This window comes from Nonomuraea sp. NPDC052116 (genome assembly GCF_040680035.1).
Taxonomy (GTDB): domain Bacteria; phylum Actinomycetota; class Actinomycetes; order Streptosporangiales; family Streptosporangiaceae; genus Nonomuraea; species Nonomuraea angiospora_A.
In genome coordinates, this window is the sequence record NZ_JBFAWA010000002.1 from 555,651 (window position 1) to 578,812 (window position 23,162).

Sequence of the window (23,162 nt, forward strand, 5' to 3'; positions counted from 1 at the left end):
CGGTCGGGGTGCCATCTCATTCCCTGGTACGCAGCCACCCGCTCTTCCGCGAGGCGTTTAACCTCCTCACGGAAGAGCCAGACCTGCGCGACCCCGCTCTAAAGAGACAAGCCCGTGAGCACCATGACCTTCTCGTACGTGAGGTCCTCCATCGCCGAGTGGAGACCCTCGCGCCCGATCCCCGAGTCCTTCACCCCGCCGTACGGCATCTGGTCGGCCCGGTACGAGGGGACGTCGCCGATGATCACGCCGCCCACCTCCAGCTCCCGGTTCGCCCGGAAGGCGGCGTCCAGGGAGCGGGTGAACACTCCGGCCTGCAGACCGTACTTCGAGTCGTTGACCATCGCGTACGCCTCGTCGATCGAGGCGGCGCGCCGGAGGATCATGACGGGGCCGAAGACCTCCTCGCACGCCACCTTGGCGTCGTGCGGGACGTCGGCGAGCACGGTCGGGGCGATCGTGGCGCCCTCGCGGGTGCCGCCGGCCAGGACGCGGGCGCCCGCGGCGACGGCTTCCTCGACCCACTGCTCCACGCGCTTCGCGGCGGCCTCCGAGACCAGCGGGCCCACCTGGGTCTTCTCGTCCGCCGGGTCGCCGGTGACGAGGCCGGAGACGGCCGGGAGGAGGCGTTCGACGAAGGCGTCGTACACGGGCTGCTCGACGATGACCCGCTGCACGGCGATGCAGCTCTGGCCGGCCTGGTAGTTGGAGAAGAGGGCGATGCGCTGCGCGGCCCAGTCGAGGTCGGCGTCGGACAGCACGACGGCGGCGGCGTTGCCGCCCAGCTCGAGCGTCACGTGCTTGCGCGGGACCTGGTCGGCGATGGCGTACCCGACGGGCGCGGAGCCCGTGAACGACACCACCGGGAGCCGGGGGTCCTGGACGAGCGCGGAGGCGCGCTCGTTCTCGATCGGCAGCACCGAGAACATCCCCGCGGGCAGGTCCGTCTCCGCCAGGATCTCGCCGAGCAGGAGCGAGGAGAGCGGCGTGGCGGGGGCGGGCTTGACGATGACGGGGGCGCCGACGGCGATGGCGGGGGCGACCTTGTGGGCGACCAGGTTCAGCGGGAAGTTGAACGGGGTGATCGCCAGGACGGGCCCGTAAGGGACACGCGAGACGTACGCCAGCCGCCCGGCCGCGGCGGGCTCGGTGTCGAGCCGCTGCACGTCGCCGGACCAGCGGCGGGCCTCCTCGGCGGCGAAGCGGAACGTGGCCACGGCGCGGTTGACCTCGCCGCGCGCCCAGAAGATCGGCTTGCCGTTCTCGGCCGTGATCAGGTGGGCGATCTCGTCGGCCCGCTCGGCGAGCCGGCGCGACACATGGGCCAGCGCCTCGGCCCGCACGTGCACGGGCAGCGCGGCGGCCTCCCGCGCCACCGCCTGCGCGGCCGCGATGGCCTCTTCGACCTGGGTATCTGTCGGTACGGAGTGCCGCCCGACCACGCGGCCGTCATCGGGGTTGGTCACAGTGAGCTCGGAGTCCCCGGTCGCGGCGCGGCCGGCCAGCCAGAAGGTACGCACGTCCATACACATGACGTTATGCCAAGCTGGAGATGGGGATTTACACCATGGTGCACAAGACTCCCACCAGGGCTCACCGTTAAGTACAAGCCCCCTGGTATACCCATGATGTAACAGAAGTAGACCCAATTCGGGATGTTTACCATGCGGAGTGGTTTGAGCGATCTCCGCCATGGCTAAGTCATCGTTTGCGGGTCTCCAGCGCGGCGGGCCCCCGATCTGAGAAAGGCGTGGGCCCCGTGACCGAACAGCGTGAGGTCACAAGGACGCATAGCTGCTCCTTGGCTGCAAAGGAGGCCTCATGAGTTCGGCCCCGTTGGGGCTGCAAGGCGCCTACCTGCTGGGTGAGCGCGCCACCCACGACGAACTTCGCTCCCGTCTCCTCGACGTGGCGGTGAACCTCCTCGAGAGCGACGGGCCGGAGAGCCTGACCATGCGCCGGATCGCGGCCGAGGCGGGATGCACGACGACCGTCATCTACACGATGTTCGGCAACAGGGAAGGGCTGGCGGAGGCGCTCTATCTGGAGGGGTTCGAGCGGTTTCGACGCTTTCTGGAGGCGGTGCCGACGCGGCGCAACCCGTTCGAGCACCTGAGCGCGCTCGGGCCCGCCTACCGCCAGGCGTGCCTGTCGGAGCCCGGCTACTACAGCCTGATGTTCGAGCGGGCGATCCCCGGTTTCGAACCCAGCGAGCGCGCCAGGACCCTGGCCCGCGCCGCCCTGAACATCCTCGACCGGGTGATCGCCGACTGCATCTCCGCCGGCTACCTGGTCCCGACCCAGCCTCGCAAGATCGCGGACGCGCTGTGGGCGGCGGCCCAGGGGGCCATCAGCTTGGAACGCGCCGGTCACCTGCGCGACGGGCGCACGTACGAAGCGGTGACGACGGCGACCATCTGCTGCTACCGGGTGGAGAAGCAGGATTAGCGCGTCATCGGCGGACGGCTTCGAGCGCGAGCCACAGCTCGGCGCGCACGCCCGGATCGTCGAGGTCACGGCCCAGCAGCTCGGCGACCCGTTTCATGCGGTAGCGCAGGGTGTGGCGGTGCACGCCGAGCCGCTGCGCCGCCGCGTCCCAGTGGCCGTTGCTGTCGAGGTACGCACGTAGCGACTCGACCAGGTCGGCCCGGGACCCGTACGCGGTGAGCGGGGCCAGCAGCGCGGCGGCGAACGCCTGGGCGGCGGCCCGGTCGAGCAGCCCGAGCAGCCCCTGCCCGGCCAGCTCCCCGAACTTCACCACCCGGCCGCGCCCCTTCCCCGGTGCCGCCGCCAGGGCACGCCTCGCCTGGTCCAGCGCGCCGTTCAGGCCCTCGGAGGCGTAACCGCACGGCAGGCTCACGCCCACCGGCACGTCCGCCTCCAGCGCCACCTTCTCCGCCACGGTGTCGGGCACGAGGGCGACGGCCGGCGGACGCTCCCCCGAGGAGGCGAGCAGCGCCGCGAACGCGAGCGGCTCCAGCGCCTCCAGCGCGTCGGCCTCCACCGCCAGCACCGCCAGCGGCTCCTCAGGGAGCCGCCCGCCGAGCGGCCCCAGCACCGCCCGCGCCTGCTCCCCCGCGCCCGACAGCAGCAGCTCCAGCACGGCGGAGCGGACCCGCCGCGCGGCCTCCAGCTGGGTCCTGCCCTGTTCCAGCGCCAGGGTGAGCAGGGATCCCGCGGCGTTGATCACCGTGTGGGTGACGGGCGAGAAGGGCCGGCCGGCCCCGACGGCGAAGAAGCCGCGCGGCCGCGCACCGCCGCCCAGCGGCTGCACCACGATGTGCTCCCCCGGCCCCGACAACGCCAGGCTCGCGGGCAGCAGCCCGCCACCGCCGGGCTCCAGGAGGCGGGGCTCAGGGGGGCGGGTGGCGGTGCGGAGGCGGGAGAGCTCGGAGACGACGGCGTCCGTGTCGGCCCCGCGCGTGGCATGGCGGACCTCGCCCGCCTCGTCCAGCAGCGCGGCCCACCCCCCGACCTCCTTCGCGAGCCGGTCGATCACCGCGTGCATGCCCTCCGGCCGGAGCGCCGCCCGCGTCAGGCGGCCCTGGGCGGCGAAGGCGCGGCTGATCTCGTCGTACTGCTCGGCCGCCAGCAGCTCGCTGACCCCCTTGCCGATCGCGATGAACGGGGTCTCCCGCGGCACCTCGAACAGCGGCAGCCCCGCCTCCTCGGCGGCGGTCACCAGGGCCGGGGGCACCTCCTCGTGCGAGACGCCGACCCCGAAGCCCAGCCCGGCGACGCCGCGGGCCACGAGGCGGGCGACATACTGGGACTGGTCGCCTTCCATCCGCATGCCCGTGGTGAGGAGGAGTTCCCCACCCTCCAGGTACGGCGTCGGGTCCGCGAGCTCGCTGACCGCCACCCAGCGCACCGCGGCGTCCAGCACGCCGCGGGCCCCATGACCGGGAACATGGCCGGGAATTCCGGCCACCGGCCGGAGCCTCATGCGGCGTACGACGGTCCGGAGTGTAGGTGGCATACGAAATTTGTCCATTCCGGCAAAGACGACCACCTTCAGTGTGACATATCGACGTATCGGCGCAGGTGGGAGCCCGCCGTAGCGTCGAATCATGAGCATTCCCCAGGAGCGGCGCGTCGTGACCGCGATCCCAGGCCCCAAGTCGCAGGAATTGCTGGCCCGCAAGCAGGCCGCCGTCCCGCCCGGCATCGGCACCACGCTGCCGGTCTTCGTCACCCGCGCCGGCGGCGGCGTGGTGCAGGACGCCGACGGGAACTCGCTGATCGACTTCGGTTCCGGCATCGCCGTGACCAACGTGGGCAACGCCGCGCCCAAGGTCGTCGAACGCGTCCAGAAGCAGGTCGCCGACTTCACCCACACCTGTTTCATGGTCACCCCGTACGAGTCGTACGTCCGGGTGTGCGAGAAGCTCAACGAGCTGACCCCGGGCGAGCACGAGAAGCGCACGTTCCTGGTGAACTCGGGCGCCGAGGCCGTCGAGAACGCGGTCAAGATCGCCAGGCACGCGACGGGCAGGCAGGCCGTCGTCGTGTTCGACCACGGCTACCACGGCCGCACGCTGCTCACGATGACGCTGACGGCCAAGAACATGCCGTACAAGCACGGCTTCGGCCCGTTCGCGCCCGAGGTGTACCGGGTGCCGCTGGCGTACCCGTACCGCTGGCCCACCGGCCCCGAGAACTGCGCCGAGGAGGCCGCGGCGCAGGCCATCGACATGATCACCAAGCAGATCGGCCCGGGCAACGTGGCCGCCGTGGTGATCGAGCCGATCGCGGGCGAGGGCGGGTTCATCGAGCCGGCCAGGGGCTTCCTGCCGCGCATCGCGGAGTTCTGCAAGGCCAACGGCATCGTGTTCGTGGCCGACGAGGTGCAGACCGGCTTCGCCAGGACGGGCGACCTGTTCGCCTGCGAGGACGAGGGCGTCGTACCGGACATCATCACCACGGCCAAGGGCATCGCGGGCGGCCTGCCGCTGGCCGCCGTGACCGGGCGCGCGGAGATCATGGACAAGGTGCACGCCGGCGGCCTCGGCGGCACGTACGGCGGCAACCCCCTGGCCTGCGAGGCCGCGCTCGGCGTGCTGGAGACCATCGAGGAGGAGGACCTCGTCGCGAAGGCCCGCCGGATCGGCGAGATCATGATCCCCCGCCTCAAGGCCCTCCAGGAGCGCTTCGACGTGATCGGCGACGTCCGCGGCCGGGGCGCGATGATCGCGATCGAGCTGGTCGAGCCGGGCACCAAGGAGCCGAACCCCACCGCCGTCCAGGAGGTCGTCAAGCGCTGCCACGCCGAGGGCCTGCTGGTCCTGACCGCGGGCACGTACGGAAACGTCCTGCGCTTCCTGCCCCCGCTCGTCATCCCCGAGCACCTTCTTGAGGAGGGCCTCGGAATCCTGGAGAAGGCGATCGCGGAACTCTAGAACAAACTCCATCAATCGGGCATCCGGCTTGCGGCTGGATGCCCGATTTTGTGGTGTAAGTGGCGTCGCTCGGGTAGAGAATTCACCCTGACTTGACGCTCAGCAGGACACTCACGGCCGCGGTCAGGGTTATAACGGTTCCGGTATACGGATGGGCGATGACTGCAGGAAGCATGATGAGCTGGAGTCCGACCAGAACGGCGCGGAGTATGTTGACGTTCGACCCTGAAGGCCTGACCTGGGCCCAGCGCGAGGGCGACGCCTGCGTCGTCTGTCACAAGAGATGGCCGCGACCCCGCGTGCGCGTGGGGCGCCTGCCCGACGACTCGTCGGTCCTGGCCTGTGGCGACTGCGCCGAGGCCCTTCTGCCCACACCCAAGTCGACCGTGGTGGCCTTCCCGTCCCGCTGAGCGAGCGCGCTCTGACGAGACGCCCCGGGACGGGGGGGAAGGCCCGGGGCGTCCCTTGCAGGCCGCGCCCAGGGGGGAACGGGCGCGCCCGCGGCACTGTCACAGGCGGCGATCGCCGGCCTCGCTCACTTGGCGAGCAGCGCTGTCCACCTTTTGTCCCAAGTGGCGTAATCAGTACATTCCCCGCCATCCGCCCGGCAATCCCCCGGAGGCTGTACGGCGAAAGCGACCCGGTCGAGCTTCTTGCCTCTCCCGTACAGGTCGCACATCGGCTTGGCCCGCCCCTTGCACGCCTTGGCGTTGGCCGGGGCCAGCCCCACCCACGCGGCGGCGTCGCGCTGCGCGTTCGCCGCGGTCACCCAGTTGAGCCACCGGTAGGCGCAGGTGGTGTCGGGGACGTTCGCGCCGAGCATCCAGGAGTCCACCCACCCGGTCGTCTCGGGCGTCTGGAGCGCCTTGACCGGCTTTCCGGCCTTCTGCAGGAGAAGGCGGTAGTACGGGGTGGCCTGGGCGTAGTCGAGCGACCCGGTCGCGAACCCCTGCACCAGATCGATCGGGCTCCCCCAGTACGTGCGCGCCTTGCCCTGCTCGAGCAGCGCCACCGCGCGGTCGAGCTGGTCCTTGGTCAGCTCGTACGGGTCCTTCGCCGAGCCGTCGGCCAGCGCGGCGTCGGCGATCGTCAGCGGGCTGTCCTTGAGCGCCACCCGGTCGGAGGCGAACGCCTGCTGGAGATCGCCCTTGACCTTGGTCGAGTCGTAGATGAACTCGTGATAGCCCCACAGGTAGGGCACCCCGTACACCTTGCCGGACACGGTGGACATGTCGCGGAAGCGCTTGTCGATGTCGTCGTAGCCGCTCACCTTGGCCGGGTCGATGGGCTGCGCCTGCTTGTCCTCGATCAGCTTGGCGGCCAGCACGGGCCCGGCGGAGATGATGTCGTACGCCCGCTGGCGGGAGAAGTCCTCCATCTCCTTCGCGCTCTGCACGGTGTCGAGCTTGGCGATCCGGCAGCCGGTCTCCTTCTCGAAGTCGCCGACCCAGTTGACCTTGGGGCTGGTGCCGCCGTACTCGGCGTAACCGCGGTAGGTGAGGATCTGGAGCGTGCCGTCGCTCTGCGTCGCGCTCGGCGTGGGGGTGGGGCTGGAGCTGGGAGTACGCGTGGGGGTGGGGGTCGGACGGGCCGCGCCCATGCCTGCGATCAGCGCCGACGCGGCGAGCGCCAGGGCATAACCACGACGACGATTCACGATGTCCCCCCTGTCCCCATGTGCTGGGTCCGTGTGCTGGAGCTTACCGGGGAGTGGGGCGGGAGGGACGCTCGTCCCGCCCGCCCCGGGCGTGGCACGCCTACTTGTTCGTGGGGAAGCCGAGGTTCACGCCGCCGTGCGAGGGGTCGAGCCAGCGCGAGGTGACGACCTTGCCGCGGGTGTAGAAGTGCACGCCCTCGGTGCCGTGCACGTGGGTGTCGCCGAAGAGCGAGGACTTCCAGCCGCCGAAGCTGTAGAAGGCCATCGGCACCGGGATGGGCACGTTGATGCCGACCATGCCGACCTCGACCTCGTTCTGGAAGCGCCTGGCCGCGCCCCCGTCGTTGGTGAAGATCGCGGTGCCGTTGCCGTACAGGCCGCCGTTGATGATCTCCAGGCCCTCCTCGTACGAGGACACCCGAACGATCGACAGGACCGGCCCGAAGATCTCGTCCGTGTGCGTCCGCGTGCCCGGCCGGACGTGGTCGAGCAGAGTCGGGCCGAGCCAGAAGCCGGGCGTGTCCGCGGCCTTGCCGCCGCCGAGCACTGCCGTCTCGCGCCCGTCCACGACCAGCTTCGCGCCCTCCTCGACGCCGAGGTCGAGGTAGGAGGCGACCTTGTCGCGGTGCACCTCGGTGACGAGCGGCCCCATCTGGGACTTCGGGTCGTCGCCGGGGCCGATCACCAGCTCGTCCACCCGCTCGACGATCTTCTGGACGAGCTCGTCGCCGATCGGGTCCACGGCCAGCACGACGGAGATCGCCATGCACCGCTCCCCCGCCGAGCCGAACCCCGCCGACACCGCCGAGTCCGCCACCAGGTCGAGGTCGGCGTCCGGGAGCACGAGCATGTGGTTCTTGGCGCCGCCGAGGGCCTGCACGCGCTTGCCGTGCGCGGTGCCGGTCTCGTAGACGTACTTGGCGATCGGGGTGGAGCCGACGAACGACACGGCGCGCACGTCGGGGTGCTCCAGCAGCCGGTCCACGGCGACCTTGTCGCCCTGCACGACGTTGAAGACGCCGTCGGGCAGCCCGGCCTCCTTCCAGAGCCGCGCCATGAGCAGCGAGGCCGACGGGTCCTTCTCCGACGGCTTGAGCACGAAGGCGTTCCCGCACGCGATCGCGACCGGGTACATCCACATCGGCACCATGGCCGGGAAGTTGAACGGCGTGATGCCGGCCACGACGCCCAGCGGCTGGCGGATCGAGTAGGAGTCGACCCTGGTCGAGACACCTTCGGAGAAGCCGCCCTTGAGCAGGTGGGGGATCCCGCAGGCGAACTCCACGACCTCCAGGCCGCGGGCCACCTCGCCGAGCGCGTCGGAGTGGACCTTGCCGTGCTCGGCGGAGATCAGCGCGGCCAGCTCGTCGCGGTGCGCGTACATGAGCTCGCGGAAGCGGAACAGCACCTGCGCCCGCTTGACCAGCGACGCGTCCCGCCAGGCGGGGAAGGCCGCGACGGCGGCGGCCACGGCCGCGTCCACGTCGGCCGCGGAGGCCAGCGCCACGTGGCCGCTGACCTCCCCGGTCGCGGGGTTGAAGAGCTCGGCGGCGCGGGAGTCCCCGTCCGCGAGCGCTCCGTTGATCCAGTGCTTGACGGACTTCACTGAGCTGCTGCCTCTGCGTTGATGGTTTCCAGAGCGGTCACGATGATGCCGAGACCCTCGACGGCCTCGTCCACCGTAAGGGTCAGCGGCGGGGCCATGCGGATGGCGGTCCCGTACAGGCCGCCCTTGCCCGCCAGCAGGCCCGCCCTCTTGGTCTCCTCCATGAAGCGGGCGGCCTGGGCGGGGCTCTCCAGCTCGACGGCGAACATCAGGCCCTTGCCGCGCACGCTCTTGACCACGGGCAGGCGCTTGGCGGCCTCCTTGAGGCCGCCGATGATGATCTCGCCCGTACGTGCGGCGTTGGCCTGCAGGTCGCGGTCGAGCACGTAGTCGAGGGTGGCGTTGGCGGCGGCCATGGAGATCGGGTTGCCGCCGAACGTGGCCAGGCCCACGGCGTGCGGGGCGTCCATCAGGTCGCCGCGCGCCACGATGCCGCCGACGGCGAAGCCGTTGCCCAGGCCCTTGGCGAAGGTCATCATGTCGGGGGTCACGCCGTGGTTGCCGATGCCGAAGAACGAGCTGCCCGTACGGCCCCAGCCGGTCTGCACCTCGTCCGAGATGAACAGGATGCCCTGCTCGTCCAGGACCTCCTTGTACGCGGCGAACAGCCCGTCGGGGGCCATCGTGAACCCGCCCACACCCTGGATCGGCTCGGCGATCAGCGCCGCCACGTCGTTGGAGACCGCGGTGGCCAGCACGTGGCGCAGGTCGTCCACGCACGCCTGGATGTACTCGGCGTCCGACATGCCCTTGAACTGCGCGAGATGCCGGTCGGCGCCGTGCAGGAAGGTCACGTTGAGCGGGGAGAGCGAGTTGTTCTTCCAGGAGCGGTTGGAGGTGACGCCGATCGTGCCGAAGCTGCGCCCGTGGTAGCTCTGCCGCATGGCGAGCACCTGGTCGGTCTTGCGCGCGTACGTGGCCAGGAGCAGGGCGGTCTCGTTGGCCTCGGTGCCGGAGTTGGTGAAGAAGACCTTGGCGTCGGGGATGCCGGAGACCCGCGCGATCTTCTCGGCCAGCTCGATCTGGCCGCGCAGCAGGTAGACGGTGCTGGTGTGCACCACGCCGGTGGCGATCTGGCGCTCGACGGCCTCGCGCACCTCGGGCACGTCGTACCCGATCATGTTGGTCAGGATTCCGGCGAAGAAGTCCAGGTAGCTCTTGCCGTCTGCGTCGATGACACGGTTGCCCTTGCCGCTGACGATCTCGATGGGGTCGTTGTAGTTGAGGGCCAGCCAGTTGGGCATGACTGCCCGATGGCGCGCGAGTAGCTCCGACATGTTACCGAGTATCTCTTTTCTTCTCCTCAGCCCCGCGCTACAACGTGTCGGGGGAGGGAAAAATCCACTTACACCCTGCAAACTACCTGGACTTCCTCAAAGGTCGCCCCTTAGGGGATGTCCCGTCCGCCTGGCGATGTACGCGGCACGCGGCCACTACGCCGCCGGAGGCACCGCGAATGACCACTGGCGGGCGACGACCGGGGCCAGAGGAGTCGGCCACCATCGGATCATCCCGAGAACGAAGGAGACATCGAGATGACCGTCACCGTCGACCACCGCCCCGAGGCGCCCGCCGGCCCGCCCAAACTCGACCGCGAGCAGCTCCGCCGGGCCCAGCAGGACACGCTGGACACCCCGCGCATGAGGTACAGCCTGCTGGCCAAGATGATGTTCAAGCCCGTGGACATCATGTACGGCAAGCAGGGCTCGTACACGAAGTTCGCCATGCTGGAGATCATCGCCCGCGTGCCGTACCAGGCGTGGGAGCGGATGGGCTACTGGGCCGTGCACCACCATCGGGGCCGCTCGGCCCTGGCCAGACGGATCTTCGAGCGGATCGTGGAGGCCCGCGCCGACCAGGACAACGAGCAGTGGCACCTGCTGATCCTGCAGGACCTGGTGCAGCGCACCGGGCAGCGGCAGACCTGGCTGCTGCACCGGGCCGCGCCCTGGCTGATCGCGTTCTTCTACTACCACGTGTCCTGGGTGCTGTTCCTGGTCAGGCCGGACTGGAGCTACCGGCTGAACGCGGAGTTCGAGGACCACGCCGAGCACGAGTACATGACGTTCGTGGCCGAGAACCCGGAGCTGGACTTCGTGCCCGACCCCGGCACGTACGCCGCCGAGTACGGCCGCTACCGCTCGGTGGCCGACCTGCTCCGGCAGATCGGCCACGACGAGCGCACCCACAAGCTCGACAGCCTGGAGAGCATGCGGGAGCCCCGTGTCCGCTAGACCCTGCTGTCTTCCGGCACCGGTTCCGGGGCTGCCGCAGCCGGGCGCAGCACGGACACGGCGAGCAGCGCGGCGGCCACGCAGAACGCGGCCCCGACCCACGAGCCCAGGTGCATGGCCGACGTGAACGCCTGGTTGCCGGCCTCGGCGAAGCCCGACAGATGCGCGCCGCCGATCGACTCCCTGGCGGCGGCGGGCAGGTCGGCCGGCATCTGCGAGGTGTACTGCCCGGCCAGCACGCTGCCCAGGACCGCGATGCTCATCGCCATGCCGACCTGCTGGACGGTGTCGTTGAGCGCCGACCCGACGCCGGCGTGCTCCATGGGGATGGCGCTCATGAGCGAGGAGTACGCGGACGGCCCGGCCAGCCCGCCGCCGATGCCCATGATCACCAGCCCTGTCAGCAGCGGGAGGTATCCGGTGGTCGTGGCCATGACGACGAACCCGCCGGCCATCACCAGCAGGCCGGCCCCGATCAGCACCCGGTTGCTGGCCTTCTTGCCCAGGCCGGCGCCCACGCCGTTGAAGATCGCGGCGGCCACGCCGTAGGGGAGCATGGCCAGACCGGCCTGCATCTCCTTGTAGCCCAGCACGAACTGCAGGTACTGGGTCAGCATGAGCATCACGGCGCCCGCGCCGAAGGCCATCAGCAGGATCGAGAACGACGCGCCGCTGAAGTTGCGGTTGGCGAACAGGTGCAGGGGCAGCATCGGCTGCGCCTGCTTGCGCTCCCAGACCACGAAGCCGCCGAGGGCGAGGACCGCGATCGCGATGCCGATCACGTTCCACTCGCGCTCGATGATGACGTACACGGCCGCCGTCAGGCCGACCGTCGACAGCACCACGCCCACCGGGTCGATCTTCCGCCCGCTGCTGCGGCTCTCGGGCATGAGCACGACGGCTGCCACGATGGCGATCGCCGCGATGGGGATGTTCACCAGGAAGACCGAGCCCCACCAGTAGTGCTGCAGCATGAGGCCGCCCAGGGTGGGGCCCGACACCATGCCGACCAGGGCCACCGCGCTCCAGGAGGCCATCGCCTTGCGCCGCTCCGTCTCGTCGAAGACGGTCATCAGGATCGACAGCGTCGAGGGCATGACCAGCGATCCGCCGATGCCCATCAGCGCGCGGGCGGCGATGAGCTGCCAGGGCTCGGTGACGAGCACGGCCAGCAGCGACGCGCCGCCGAAGAAGGCCAGCCCGACGATCAGGAACAGGCGGCGGCCGTACTTGTCGGACAGGCTGCCCGAGGTGAGCAGCAGACCGGCGTAGGCCAGCACGTACGCGTCGATGATCCATTGGATGTCCGACGGCGTCGCGCCCATTTCCTCGTTCAGCGAGGGGATGGCGAGGTTGAGAACGGTGTTGTCGACGACAAGCACCAGAAGCGCCAAGCAGAGTACGACGAGAATCCACCAGCGGCGGGGGTCTCGTACAGTGTTCGAGTCCACTCGCACAGCGTACGACAGCTCTCGTACAGTGTGCGAATGGATTTATCCTTGGAGGATGACCGGCAAGCAGTTCGCCTCCGTATGGCTTCGCGAGCCGCGCAAGGCCGCGAGCCCGGGGCGCAGCCGTGACGAGATCGTCCGCGCCGCGATCGAGATCCTCGACGCGGAGGGCCTCGACGGGCTCAGCATGCGCAAGCTGGGCGCCAAGCTGAGCGCGGGCGCCACCAGCATCTATTGGTACGTCGCCCACAAGGACGAGCTCCTGGAGCTGGTCTACGACCAGGTGTGGGGCGAGATGAGCATGCCCGAGCCGGAGGACGTCGGCTGGCGCGACGCGGCCTCGGTCCTGGCCTACAGCATGCGCAGCGTGATCCTGCGCCACCCGTGGTCGGCCGACCTCCTCGGCCGCATGCCCGCGCTCGGCCCCAACGCCATCCAGGTCGCCGACCGGATGCGCCGGATGTTCAAGCTGGCCGGGTTCGCGGGGATGGACGTCGACTACGCCGGCAGCACCCTCACCGCCTACATCTACGGCATGACCATCCCCGAGGTCGCCTGGAACTCCGCCATGGGCGAGCACGAGTACGACCCCGCCGAGATGAAGGAGATGGTCACCAGGGCGGTCAGGGACTATCCCGACATGCTTGAGCGTATGGACATGACCGCCTACGACGATCCGCAGACCCTCCGCCAGGTGGCCTTCGACTTCGGGCTCATGTCGGTGCTCGACGGGCTTGAGCGGCGGCTGCCGACGTAGCAGGATCCCGGCATGAGCGAGCGAAGCGAGCGACCAGTCGAACACAGCCGATCCACCGGTCATGCGGCCGACGAAGGCGGTCGCATGACCGGTTTTCGTGCCACCCGCGATTTCCTCCTCCACGCCGACGCCGCCACCGCCCGCCGCGACTTCCGCTGGCCGGAGCTCGAGGAGTTCAACTGGGCGCTCGACTGGTTCGACGGGGTGCTGGCCGCCGAGACCCCCGACGCCGTCGCTCTCAAGATCGTGGGAGCGAGCACCGCCCGCTACACGTTCGCCGAGCTGTCCGCCCGCTCCGGCCAGGTCGCCAACTGGCTGCACCGCCAGGGCGTGCGCCGGGGCGACCGGGTCCTGCTCATGCTGGGCAACCAGGCCGAGCTGTGGGAGTCGCTGCTGGCCGCGATGAAGCTGGGCGCGGTCATCATCCCGGCCACGACGCTGCTGACCGCCAAGGACATCTCGGAGCGCATCGTCAGGGGCGGCGTCGCTCATGTGATCGCCAACGCCGCCGACGCGGGGAAGTTCGGGGCCGGCGAATACACGAAGATCGCCGTCGGCGACGCCTACAACTGGCTGCCGTACCACGAGGCGTACGAGGAGGACCCGCTCTTCGTCCCCGACGCGCCGACGCGGGCGACTGACACGCTGCTGCTCTACTTCACCTCCGGCACGACCTCGCAGCCGAAGCTGGTCGAGCACACGCACGCGTCCTACCCGGCCGGGCACCTGTCGACGATGTTCTGGATCGGGCTGAAGCCGGGCGACGTGCACCTCAACGTGTCCTCGCCCGGATGGGCCAAGCACGCCTGGAGCAACGTCTTCGCCCCCTGGAACGCGGGCGCCACCGTGCTCATCCACGACTACCATCGCTTCTCCGCGCCCGCGCTGCTGGAGGTGCTGCGGGACGAGCGGGTCACCACGTTCTGCGCGCCGCCGACCGTGTGGCGGATGCTCATCCAGGAGGATCTCGCCGTGTGGCGGGTGCCGCTGCGCACGGCCGTGGCCGCCGGCGAACCGCTCAACCCGGAGATCATCGACCAGGTCGCCAAGGCGTGGGGCATCACGATCCGGGACGGATACGGCCAGACCGAGACCACCGCGCAGATCGGGAACGCGCCGGACGAGCCGGTCAAGCCCGGATCGATGGGGCGGCCGCTGCCCGGCTACGACGTCGTGCTGATCGACCCCGTCAGCGGCAGACCCGGGGACGACGGCGAGATCTGCCTGCCGCTGGACGCCCGCCGCCCCATAGGCCTCATGTCCGGATATGTCGGCGGATTGAGTGATGCGATGCGCGGTGGTTTCTACCACACCGGCGACGTCGCCACCCGCGACGAGGACGGCTACATCACCTACGTCGGCAGGACCGACGACGTCTTCAAGGCCTCCGACTACCGCATCTCGCCGTTCGAGCTGGAGAGCGTGCTGCTGGAGCACGCCGCCGTGGCCGAGGCCGCCGTGGTGCCCGCCCCCGATCCGGTACGCCTGGCCGTACCGAAGGCCTATGTGACGCTCGCGCCCGGGTTCGAGCCGGACGAGGCCACCGCACGCTCGATCTTCGAGCACTGCCGCAGGGAGCTGGCCCCCTACAAGCGGGTGCGGCGGCTGGAATTCGCCGAGCTGCCCAAGACGATCTCCGGCAAGATCCGCCGGGTCGAGCTGCGGGTGCGGGAACCTCGCCAGGAGTACCGGGAGGAGGACCTCAGCTCGTGACAAAGCGTAAATGGGAGCATGGCCGTTCTTACAGAACGATCGGCTAGGCTCTGCCCCGTGTTGCCCACCATCGCCGATGTCCTCGCACTGGAGACCGTACGCCGGGGCAGCCCGCGCGTGGTCGCGGGCGCCGACCGGCTCGACACCAGGGTCCGGTGGGTGCACGTCGGCGAGATCGCCGACCTCGCCCACATGCTGCGCGGCGGGGAGCTGGTGCTCACGACGGGCGTGGCGCTGCCCGAGGACCCGGAGAAGCTCGCCGACTACATCGGCGACCTCGCCTCCGTGGGCGCCTCGGGGCTGATCGTCGAGCTGGGCCGCAGGTTCGTCAAGGAGCTGCCGCCCGCCGTGGTCAAGAAGGCCGAGGAGCACGGGCTGCCGCTCATCGTGCTGGCCCGCGAGACGCCGTTCGTGCAGATCACCGAGTCCGTGCACGCGCGGATCATCGACATCCAGCTCGAGGAGCTGCGCGCCTCCGAGCAGCTCCACGAGGTCTTCACCGAGCTGTCGGTCGAGGGCGCCTCGCCCGCCGAGGTGCTGGCGCAGGTGGCCAGGCTGTCCAACCGGCCCGTGCTGCTGGAGAACCTCGCCCACCAGGTGCTGGCCTGCGAGTCCGCCGGGCGCGACGCGGGCGCGCTGCTGGCCGGCTGGGAGGCCAGGTCCAGGGGCGTGGCCCCGGCCGAGCGGACCGCGTACGACGCCGCCTCCGGATGGGTGGTCACCACGGTGGGGGCGCGCGGGCAGGACTGGGGCCGGCTGATCCTGATCTGCGACTCGGTGCCGACGCCGCGCGACATGGTGCTGGCCGAGCGCGCCGCCACCACGCTCGCCCTCGGCCGCCTGCTCGAACGCCACCAGGAGTCCCTCGAACGCCAGGCGCACGGCACGATCATCACCGGCATCCTGACCCACGCCTACGCCGACCCCGACGAGGCCGCCGCCCGCGCCAGGGCCGTCGGCGTGCCGCTCACGGGACGCAAGCTGATCAGCGTGGTCATCAGACCCACCGAGCCGGCCGACCAGGCGCTCGACGGCCAGGCCCAGCTCGGCGAACTGGCCGAGGCCACCGCCGCCGCCTGCCGCGACGCCCGCCTGCCCGCCCTCGTCGGAGCCCTCGACCAGGAACGCGTCGGGGTCCTGCTGCCCCTCCCGCCCCGCACCCAGGCCGAGCCCGCGCTGACCGCGCTCGCCGAGCGGCTGCGCGTGCTGTGGCGGCCGGGCGGGCTCGCGTTCGTGCTGGCGGCGGGCTCGGTCGTGGAGTCCATCAGGGACGTACGGCGCAGCTTCCTGGAGGCCGAGCAGGTGGCCGACGTGGCCGTCCGCCAGCCGGACGGGCGCGCCTTCTACCGGCTGCCCGACCTGCGCCTGCGCGGGCTGCTGCACCTGCTGCGCGACGACGCCCGGCTGCAGACGTTCGCGGAGCGGGAGCTGGGGCCACTGCTGGCGCACGACGCCCAGCGGGGCGGCGACCTGACCCGGATCCTGCGCATCTATCTCGACGCGGGGCGCAACAAAGCGGTCGCCGCGCAGAAGGCCCACCTGTCCAGGCCCGCCTTCTACGACCGCCTGCGCCGCCTCGAACGCGTCCTCGACACCGATCTGGACGACGTCGAGTCCTGCATGTCACTCCACGTCGCGCTCCTGGCCCTGGAGTCCTTCCGCCGCGAACCCCGCTGACCGCCCCGGGCGCCTAGCGTCGCATTCGTGCCCCTCTTCTTCAACGCCGTGGAGGCCGCGGCGCACCGGCTGTCGATCGTGCCTCCGATGCTCGACTACTTCGGCGTCCTGGGCCTGCACGCGCTCGTCGCGGCGGCCAGGACGGGCGTCTTCGACGCCCTGCGCGAGCGCCCGTCCACCGGCGCCGAGCTCGCCACCACGCTCGGCCTGGACGCCCGCTCCTCGGACATGCTGTTACGCTCCCTGGCCGGGCTCGGCTACCTGCGGGTCCGCGGCGGTCGCTACCGCCTGACCCGCGCCTCGCGACTGTGGTTCACGACGGACTCGCCGCAGTCCCTGGTGGCGGGGCTGGAGTTCTGGGAACGTACGGCGTGCGTCATCTGGCCCCGGCTGGAGAAGGCGGTGCGCGACGGGGCGCCCGCCACGCCCTTCTACGAGCTGCTGGAAGGCGATCCCGAGCTGTCCCGGTCGTTCCAGGCGTGGACGGCGGCGCTGGCCGGGCGGCAGGCTCCGGCGATGGCCAGGGCCGTCCCGGTGCCGCGCGGCGCCCGGCGGGTGCTGGACGTGGGCGGCGGCCACGGCCGGTTCAGCCTGGAGCTGCTGCGGCGGCACCCCCGGCTCCACGCCACCGTGCTGGACCTGCCGCAGGCGCTCCAGGCCACCGCCGCCCATCCCCGGCTGAGCGTGCGTGCCGGGTCGTTCCTGGACGGCGACCTGGGTGACGGGTACGACATCGCGCTGCTGTTCAACGTCGTGCACGGGCTGGAGGACGCGCAGGCCGCCACTCTCCTGGGGCGGGTGGCCGCGGCCCTCAACCCGGGCGGGACGGTCGTGGTGGGCGACCAGTTCGGGGACAGCGTCATGCCCGGCCGGGCCAGCCGCGCCCTGCTGCACCTGCTGGACCTGAACTACCTGGTCACGGCCGGCGGCAGGGTACGCGGCTTCCGGGAGGTGTCGGAGCTGCTGCGGGCGGCGGGCTTCCGCGCACCCCGGCACCGCCGCCCCCTCCGCTCCGTCCCCACCGAACTGGCCCTGGCCTCACTCCCCGCCCACCGGCCACGATAGGCACCGCCGCCGCGAAGCCCATCGGCTGCCCGCCGCCACGAACCCCGGTAAAAAGCGCTAGAAGCCCATCGCCGCCCGTACCTCGTCCAGCGTCATGATCGCCCGCTCTCTCGCCGCCGCGTTCCCCGCGGTCAGGATCTGCCGCACCTCCTCCTCGGTGTGCTCGGCACGGCGCTTCCTGATCGGCCGCAGGAACTCGTTGACCGCCTCGGTGGCCAGCCTCTTGAGCGCGGACGCGCCCCCGTCCCCGATCTCCTCGGCGATGTCCTGCGGCGAGCGGCCGAGGCAGAGGCCGGCCAGGGTGAGGAGGTTCGCCACCTCGGGCCGGCGCGTCTCGTCGAAGGTGATCAGCCGCTCGGAGTCGGTGCGGGCCTTGCGGATGAGGGCGGCCGTCTCGTCCTCGGTGGCCGACAGGGCGATCGCGTTGCCGCGGCTCTTGCTCATCTTGCCGCCGTCGAGCCCCTGCAGCAGCGGCCGTTCGCCCATCATGGCCTCGGGCTCCGGGAACACCTCGCCGTAGCGCTCGTTGAAGCGGCGCGCCACCAGCCGCGTCACCTCCACGTGCGGGAGCTGGTCCTTGCCCACGGGCACCAGCGTGCCCTTGCAGAACAGGATGTCGGCCGCCTGGTGCACCGGATAGGTGAACATCAGGCCGCTGACCGCCCGCTGCGAGCTGTGCGCGATCTCGTCCTTGACCGTGGGGTTGCGGTGCAGCTCGGAGACCGACACCAGGCTCAGGAAAGGCAGCAGCAGCTGGTTCAGCTCGGGGACGGCGCTGTGCTGGAAGATCGTCACCTTGGCCGGGTCGATGCCCACCGCCAGATAGTCGAGCAGCAGCTCGGTGATGTTGCGTTGGATCGCGCCGGGCAGATCCCGGTCGGTGATCACCTGGTAGTCGGCGATCAGCACGTACATCGGGAACTTGTCCTGCAACGTGACACGGTTGGCCAGCGAGCCGAAGTAATGGCCCAGGTGCAGCGATCCGGTCGGACGGTCACCGGTGAGTACGACGTCGTTCATTTCGGTCTCTCTCTTTCAGGTCACGCCGTCTCGGAGAGGACCGCACGCTTGGAGGGCCGTCTCGAAGACGGCCCGTGCATGGGGAAATCAGCGGCCGTCTGTCGGCCGCCACCACATGCTGATGCGTGTCATACGCGAAGTGTATCCGTTTGCGGTGTCAATCTCGTAACCTCTTTTACCGTTTCGCGTGTTCGCCTGCCCCGGCGACCATGATCTCGCCAGTATGGTGCGGTCCCTTTTCCGCCCTCTGGAGAATTCATGTCTCGACGCACCCTTGCCGGTGGCCTGGCCATAGCCGCCGCGCTCTCCCTCACCACCCTGCCCGCCGCGGCGGAGCAGGCGTCGGTGCGGTTCCCGTCGGCCAAGTTCCCGCTGGGCAGCAGGCCCGTGCCGACCAAGACGATGACCGCCGTCGCGCAGGGCATCGACATGTACGACGTGAAGGCCGGCTCGGCGACCGACGGCTACACGGTGACCGTGTTGATGCCGAGCGGCCGCGACTACGGAATGCAGACGACCGCCGAGTCCAAGGCCGCCGAGGTGGAGGCCGCCGGCGAGACCCCCAGCGTGCAGAAGGTGGTACGGCCGAGCGTCGCCGACGCCGCCTCCCAGACCGTGTACATGGTCCGGGTCGGCCTCTGGTCCCTCGACGACAAGAAGAAGGCCGAGGAGACCGCCAAGAAGCTCAAGGAAGCGGGGCTGAAGGTCAAGGTCGACTACCTCGGCGACGACGGGCTCAAGACCACCGGTCCCTGGGACGTCAAGGTCGTGATGATCGACGCCGGGGCGTTCGGCGGCTCGTTCGCGTCCTCGCTCGGCACCAGCGTGGCCAAGCGGGAGACCGTCTCGTCGATGGCCAAGGCCCAGAACGCGCTGGTCGGCGTCAACGGCGGCTTCTTCAACATCCACACCGACAAGGCCCTGCGCGGCGAGCCCGTCGGCGCGTCCGTGGTCAAGGGCAAGCTGCTCAGCGAGGCCGTCCCCGGCCGCTCGGCCGTCGTCCTCAAGGGCCGTACGGCCAAGATCACCGAGCTGAAGACCACCGTCACCGCCACCTCCCAGGACGGCCAGAAGACCGAGGTCAACGGCGTCAACCGGGCCGTCACGACGGACGAGCTGGTGCTGTACACCGAGGAGTGGGGCGCCAAGACGCCCACCGGCGGGACCGACGCCGTCCTCGACGCCAACGGCAAGGTCGTCGGCCTGCGCGAGTCGGGCGCCGCGGTGGCCGCCGGGACACGGGTGCTGCACGGCAACGGCCTGGCCGCCGACTGGCTCAACGAGCACGCCTCCCAGGACTGGACGGTCAAGGTCGACACCAAGGTCGTGGACCTGCGTACCGACAAGGCGCTCGCGCTGACCCCGGACCTCAACGTGATCGCGGGCAGCGTCGGCCTCGTGCGGAACGGCAAGGTGAAGATCACCGCCAAGCAGGACGGCCACGACTCCGTCAACATGATCCTGCGCCGCCACCCGCGCACCCTCCTCGGCACCACGAGGAACGGCAGCCTCATCATCGCCACCATCGACGGCCGCAACCCGGGCGTGACCGTGGGGGCGAACTTCCTCGAGGCCGCCCAGTTCATGCGGTGGCTGGGTGCCACGCAGGCCATCAACCTGGACGGGGGCGGCTCGACGGCCATGGTGGTCGGCAACAAGCTGATCAACCGGCCCTCGGACGGCGTGGAGCGCGGCGTCGGCGACGCCCTCCTGGTCCTGCCCAAGTAACACACCAGGCCCGAACGAACCGCAGCCGTGCCACCAGCCCCTGGTGCACGGCTGCACCCCACCTACCCGGGGGCCGTCGCCGTTAGGGCTGGCCGGTAGCGGACGTTCACGGCCGAGGCGGGGTCGTCTTCGCCGTGGTGGCGGGCCGGTAGCGCACGTTCACGACCGACGCGGGGTCGTCCTCGCCGAGCCGGTGGAGGCGGATCGGCTCGGCGCCGGGGTTGTCGTACAGCCGGATGCCCTCACCCAGCAGGACCGGCGCGATGTGCAGGTCGATCTCGTCGATCAGCCCGAGCTCAAGCAGCTGACGGCCGATGGTCGGCGAGAACACCTCGATGTTCTTGCCCCCTGCCGCCTCCAGGCCGATCCGCACCGCCTCGGCCGGGTCGCAGCTCAGAAACGTGACTCCGTCAGTAGGCGTCGCGTCCTCGGGGTGGTGGGTGAGGACGAAAAGCGGTCCCTTCCAGGCGCCACCGTAGATGCCGCCGGGATCGGGGTAATGGTCCCAACCGTCTCGACCGCCCAGCACGGCGCCCGTGGTCTCTACGTACTCATCGACCAGGCCCGGCCGGAACGAGCTCCCGACCATCCAGTCCATCTCATGCTTCGGCCCCGCCACGAACCCGTCCAGCGACATCGTGAAGTGCCAGAGCACCTTTCCGCCCGCGGTCTGCGGCTCGGTGTCGCTCATTCGTTGCCTCCTACATCTGCTTGCGATTTGCAACCGGTAGCCTCACGCTAGGCCACCCGGTGGTAGATTGCAACCAGTTCGGAGGTGAGGTGCGAGTTGGCAGAGTCGGCGCGTTCTGGTTGCCCGATCAATGCCGCGGTCGAGGCGTTCGGTGACAGCTGGAGCCTGCTCGTGCTGCGGGACGTGATGTTCGGGAGCCGGCGCTACTTCAGGGAGCTGCTCGCCGGCTCCGAGGAGGGGATCGCCTCCAACATCCTGGCCGACCGGCTGAAGCGCCTGGTGAACGCGGGCCTGCTGACCCGCGAGGACGCGGGGCCCGGACGGCGGGCCGCCTACAGCCTGACCGAGGCGTCGATCCAACTGGTCCCGATCTTCGCGCAGCTCGGCGAGTGGGGGCTACACCACCGCCCCACCACGAAGCGGCTGCGGGTGCGAGCGGAACTGCTCGCGGCCGGCGGACCGGAGCTGTGGAACGAGTTCATGGCCGAGCTCCGGACCATCCACCTCGGCGCCCCGCCGCCGGAACGGAACGGCCCAAGCGTCATGGAACGCCTCGCCAAGGCCTACACCGACGCGCTCTGACTCCTTGAGCGGGAATCAGACACAACGCCGCCGTGCTCTGACGCCATAAACGGAGTCGGACGCGACGCCATGGCCGGTCGCTTGAGAGGCACACGAGCCGCGCGACGGCCATGACAACATGCACGGCGTCGACGTGCGCTGTGCAAGCGCCGACATTCGCCGTGCGGGCGTGCACGCGCGACGTGCGAGCGCCGACATCCCCGGGCAGACGCCGATATGCGCCGTGCGGGCGTGGACGCGTGATGTGCGGGCGTCGGATCTTAAGCGTCCACCGGCAGACCCATGTCCGGTTTCACGGCCTTCATTGCAAGGTGCGACGTCACCTGCGCCACCCCCGGCAGCCCGGAGAGGGTCTCGGAGTAGAAGCGCTCGTACGCCGCCAGATCCGCCACCGCCACCCGCAGCAGGAAGTCCGGATCGCCGAACAGCCGGTGCGCCTCCACCACCTCCGGCATCCCCGCCACCCGCCGCTCGAACTCCGCCACCGTGTCGTGATCCTCGTACCTCATCACCACGGTGACGAACGCCTGGAACCCCCGTCCCACCGCGCCCCCGTCGACCAGCGCCCGGTAGCCGCGGATGACGCCGGACTCCTCCAACTGCCGCACCCGACGCAGGCACGGCGACGGTGTGAGCCCGACCCGGTCGGCCAGTTCGGTGTTGCTCAGCCGCCCGTCCCGCTGCAGCTCCTGGAGGATCCTGCGGTCAATCCTGTCCACAGCGCAATATCCTGCCACTCCCCCGCCCGAAGCAGCACGAACAGACCATCGCGTGCCAGCCCTCCTTGACTACCGTCCCACAAGGAGGTGGTTCTCATGGAAACCCGGCTGCTGGTGCTCTTCCTCGGCATGGACCTGCTGCTGATCTGCACGCCGGGCCCCGACATGCTCTACGTCATGGCCCGCTCGCTCGGCCAGGGCCGCCGCACCGGCCTCACGGCGGTGGCGGGGATCTGCTCGGGCTACACCGTGCACACGGTCCTGGCCGCCGTCGGCCTCGCCGCCGCACTTCGCGCGGTCCCCGCCGCATTGCCCGCGATGCGGTACGCCGGCGCCGCGTATCTCGTCTTCCTGGCGATCAAGACCCTGGCGTCGCTCAGAAACCCCGCCACCCCGCTCCCGGGCGCGACCCCGCAGCCCACGGGCAGGGTGTTGCGACAGAGCATGCTCACGGCCCTGCTCAACCCGAAGGGCGTGCTGCTCTACCTGTCGCTGATGCCCCAGTTCATCTCCACGGAGGCGGGCGTCCCCCTGGGCATTCAACTCGCCGTACTCGGCCTGCTCCATGTCGCGAACTGCGCCGTCCTGTACGGCCTGCTCGCCCTGGCCACGGCACGGGCCAGCCACGCTCTGACCCGGACCCCGAAGGCCGCCCGCCGGATCTCGGCCGTCTCCGGCACGATGCTCCTGGTGGTCGCGGCCGCCACGCTCGGCACCCATTGAACACAAAAAAAAGGGGGTCCGACGCCCAAGGCGTCGAACCCCCTCAAAGATTGTCCGGCGGCGACCTACTCTCCCACACCCTCCCGAGTGCAGTACCATCGGCGCAGAGAAGCTTAACTTCCGGGTTCGGAATGTAACCG

20 protein-coding genes and 1 rRNA gene are annotated in these 23,162 nt (G+C 70.2%); 11 read left to right on the forward strand and 10 right to left on the reverse strand.

Annotation, left to right across the window (positions count from 1 at the left end; genetic code table 11):
• Window positions 1–98 precede the first annotated feature (98 nt).
• The gene (locus AB0L65_RS05490) at window positions 99–1,526 is read right to left on the reverse strand and encodes an aldehyde dehydrogenase family protein (protein ID WP_364240513.1); all 1,428 of its coding nucleotides are present in this window, start codon (window positions 1,524–1,526) and stop codon (window positions 99–101) included.
• A gap of 295 nt (window positions 1,527–1,821) precedes the next feature.
• Between AB0L65_RS05490 and AB0L65_RS05495 the strand changes: the two genes are divergently transcribed.
• On the forward strand, window positions 1,822–2,448 hold the full coding sequence (locus AB0L65_RS05495; RefSeq protein WP_357734809.1) for a TetR/AcrR family transcriptional regulator: 627 nt from the start codon (window positions 1,822–1,824) through the stop codon (window positions 2,446–2,448).
• Window positions 2,449–2,452: 4 nt separating this feature from the next.
• Here AB0L65_RS05495 and AB0L65_RS05500 read toward each other — a convergent pair whose 3' ends face one another.
• Entirely contained in the window at window positions 2,453–3,931 is a 1,479-nt protein-coding gene (locus AB0L65_RS05500; RefSeq protein ID WP_364240515.1) for a PucR family transcriptional regulator, read from the reverse strand.
• Between the two features lie 139 nt (window positions 3,932–4,070).
• Between AB0L65_RS05500 and gabT the strand changes: the two genes are divergently transcribed.
• Both gabT and AB0L65_RS05510 read left to right on the forward strand, forming a co-directional pair.
• Complete coding sequence (gene gabT / locus AB0L65_RS05505; RefSeq protein WP_350724386.1) at window positions 4,071–5,399, forward strand: 4-aminobutyrate--2-oxoglutarate transaminase; 1,329 nt, start codon at window positions 4,071–4,073, stop codon at window positions 5,397–5,399.
• A 209-nt stretch (window positions 5,400–5,608) separates the two neighbouring features.
• A complete protein-coding gene (locus AB0L65_RS05510) occupies window positions 5,609–5,809 on the forward strand; it encodes a hypothetical protein (RefSeq protein WP_350724384.1) in 201 nt (66 codons plus the stop codon).
• A 125-nt stretch (window positions 5,810–5,934) separates the two neighbouring features.
• Here the strand turns inward: AB0L65_RS05510 and AB0L65_RS05515 are convergent, their stop codons facing one another.
• The 3 genes from AB0L65_RS05515 to AB0L65_RS05525 form a co-directional block, all read right to left on the reverse strand.
• On the reverse strand, window positions 5,935–7,056 hold the full coding sequence (locus AB0L65_RS05515) for an extracellular solute-binding protein (protein WP_364240519.1): 1,122 nt from the start codon (window positions 7,054–7,056) through the stop codon (window positions 5,935–5,937).
• A gap of 100 nt (window positions 7,057–7,156) precedes the next feature.
• A complete protein-coding gene (locus tag AB0L65_RS05520) occupies window positions 7,157–8,662 on the reverse strand; it encodes a CoA-acylating methylmalonate-semialdehyde dehydrogenase (protein WP_364240522.1) in 1,506 nt (501 codons plus the stop codon).
• Entirely contained in the window at window positions 8,659–9,939 is a 1,281-nt protein-coding gene (locus AB0L65_RS05525; protein WP_364240525.1) for an aspartate aminotransferase family protein, read from the reverse strand. The genes AB0L65_RS05520 and AB0L65_RS05525 overlap by 4 nt, the downstream gene beginning before the upstream one ends.
• Before the next feature lie 258 nt (window positions 9,940–10,197).
• Between AB0L65_RS05525 and AB0L65_RS05530 the strand changes: the two genes are divergently transcribed.
• The gene (locus AB0L65_RS05530) at window positions 10,198–10,896 is read left to right on the forward strand and encodes an alternative oxidase (RefSeq protein ID WP_364240527.1); all 699 of its coding nucleotides are present in this window, start codon (window positions 10,198–10,200) and stop codon (window positions 10,894–10,896) included.
• Here the strand turns inward: AB0L65_RS05530 and AB0L65_RS05535 are convergent.
• Window positions 10,893–12,347 carry an MFS transporter gene (locus tag AB0L65_RS05535; RefSeq protein ID WP_364240529.1) on the reverse strand — a complete coding sequence of 485 codons (1,455 nt, stop codon included), beginning with the start codon at window positions 12,345–12,347 and terminating at the stop codon, window positions 10,893–10,895. The genes AB0L65_RS05530 and AB0L65_RS05535 overlap by 4 nt on opposite strands.
• Window positions 12,348–12,402: 55 nt before the next feature.
• Here AB0L65_RS05535 and AB0L65_RS05540 point away from each other — a divergent pair, with 55 nt between their 5' ends.
• The 4 genes from AB0L65_RS05540 to AB0L65_RS05555 all read left to right on the forward strand — a co-directional run bounded on the left by AB0L65_RS05540 (window position 12,403) and on the right by AB0L65_RS05555 (window position 17,559).
• Window positions 12,403–13,104 carry a TetR/AcrR family transcriptional regulator gene (locus AB0L65_RS05540; RefSeq protein ID WP_364240532.1) on the forward strand — a complete coding sequence of 234 codons (702 nt, stop codon included), beginning with the start codon at window positions 12,403–12,405 and terminating at the stop codon, window positions 13,102–13,104.
• Between the two features lie 84 nt (window positions 13,105–13,188).
• Window positions 13,189–14,817 carry an AMP-binding protein gene (locus AB0L65_RS05545; protein WP_364240536.1) on the forward strand — a complete coding sequence of 543 codons (1,629 nt, stop codon included), beginning with the start codon at window positions 13,189–13,191 and terminating at the stop codon, window positions 14,815–14,817.
• A 57-nt stretch (window positions 14,818–14,874) separates the two neighbouring features.
• Window positions 14,875–16,494: a PucR family transcriptional regulator ligand-binding domain-containing protein gene (locus AB0L65_RS05550; protein WP_364240539.1), complete on the forward strand. Its 1,620-nt coding sequence runs from the start codon at window positions 14,875–14,877 to the stop codon at window positions 16,492–16,494.
• A 27-nt stretch (window positions 16,495–16,521) separates the two neighbouring features.
• Window positions 16,522–17,559 carry a methyltransferase gene (locus AB0L65_RS05555; RefSeq protein WP_364240541.1) on the forward strand — a complete coding sequence of 346 codons (1,038 nt, stop codon included), beginning with the start codon at window positions 16,522–16,524 and terminating at the stop codon, window positions 17,557–17,559.
• A 57-nt stretch (window positions 17,560–17,616) separates the two neighbouring features.
• On the opposite strand, the gene trpS is transcribed toward AB0L65_RS05555, so the two are convergent.
• Window positions 17,617–18,579 (reverse strand): tryptophan--tRNA ligase, encoded by a 963-nt coding sequence (trpS, locus tag AB0L65_RS05560; protein WP_364240544.1) that lies wholly within the window; start codon window positions 18,577–18,579, stop codon window positions 17,617–17,619.
• A gap of 258 nt (window positions 18,580–18,837) precedes the next feature.
• Here trpS and AB0L65_RS05565 point away from each other — a divergent pair, with 258 nt between their 5' ends.
• Complete coding sequence (locus AB0L65_RS05565) at window positions 18,838–20,307, forward strand: phosphodiester glycosidase family protein (RefSeq protein WP_364240546.1); 1,470 nt, start codon at window positions 18,838–18,840, stop codon at window positions 20,305–20,307.
• 106 nt (window positions 20,308–20,413) lie between these two features.
• Here the strand turns inward: AB0L65_RS05565 and AB0L65_RS05570 are convergent, their stop codons facing one another.
• Window positions 20,414–20,998, reverse strand: a complete 585-nt coding sequence (locus AB0L65_RS05570) for a dihydrofolate reductase family protein (RefSeq protein ID WP_364240549.1) — start codon at window positions 20,996–20,998, stop codon at window positions 20,414–20,416.
• A gap of 96 nt (window positions 20,999–21,094) precedes the next feature.
• Between AB0L65_RS05570 and AB0L65_RS05575 the strand changes: the two genes are divergently transcribed.
• Window positions 21,095–21,580 (forward strand): helix-turn-helix domain-containing protein, encoded by a 486-nt coding sequence (locus AB0L65_RS05575; RefSeq protein WP_357734850.1) that lies wholly within the window; start codon window positions 21,095–21,097, stop codon window positions 21,578–21,580.
• A gap of 260 nt (window positions 21,581–21,840) precedes the next feature.
• Here the strand turns inward: AB0L65_RS05575 and AB0L65_RS05580 are convergent, their stop codons facing one another.
• Window positions 21,841–22,299, reverse strand: a complete 459-nt coding sequence (locus AB0L65_RS05580; RefSeq protein ID WP_364240551.1) for an Lrp/AsnC family transcriptional regulator — start codon at window positions 22,297–22,299, stop codon at window positions 21,841–21,843.
• Between the two features lie 96 nt (window positions 22,300–22,395).
• On the opposite strand from AB0L65_RS05580, the gene AB0L65_RS05585 reads away from it, so the two are divergent.
• Entirely contained in the window at window positions 22,396–23,022 is a 627-nt protein-coding gene (locus AB0L65_RS05585) for a LysE family translocator (RefSeq protein WP_364240554.1), read from the forward strand.
• A gap of 52 nt (window positions 23,023–23,074) precedes the next feature.
• Here the strand turns inward: AB0L65_RS05585 and rrf are convergent.
• Window positions 23,075–23,162 (reverse strand): 5S ribosomal RNA (gene rrf / locus AB0L65_RS05590); the annotation flags it as partial.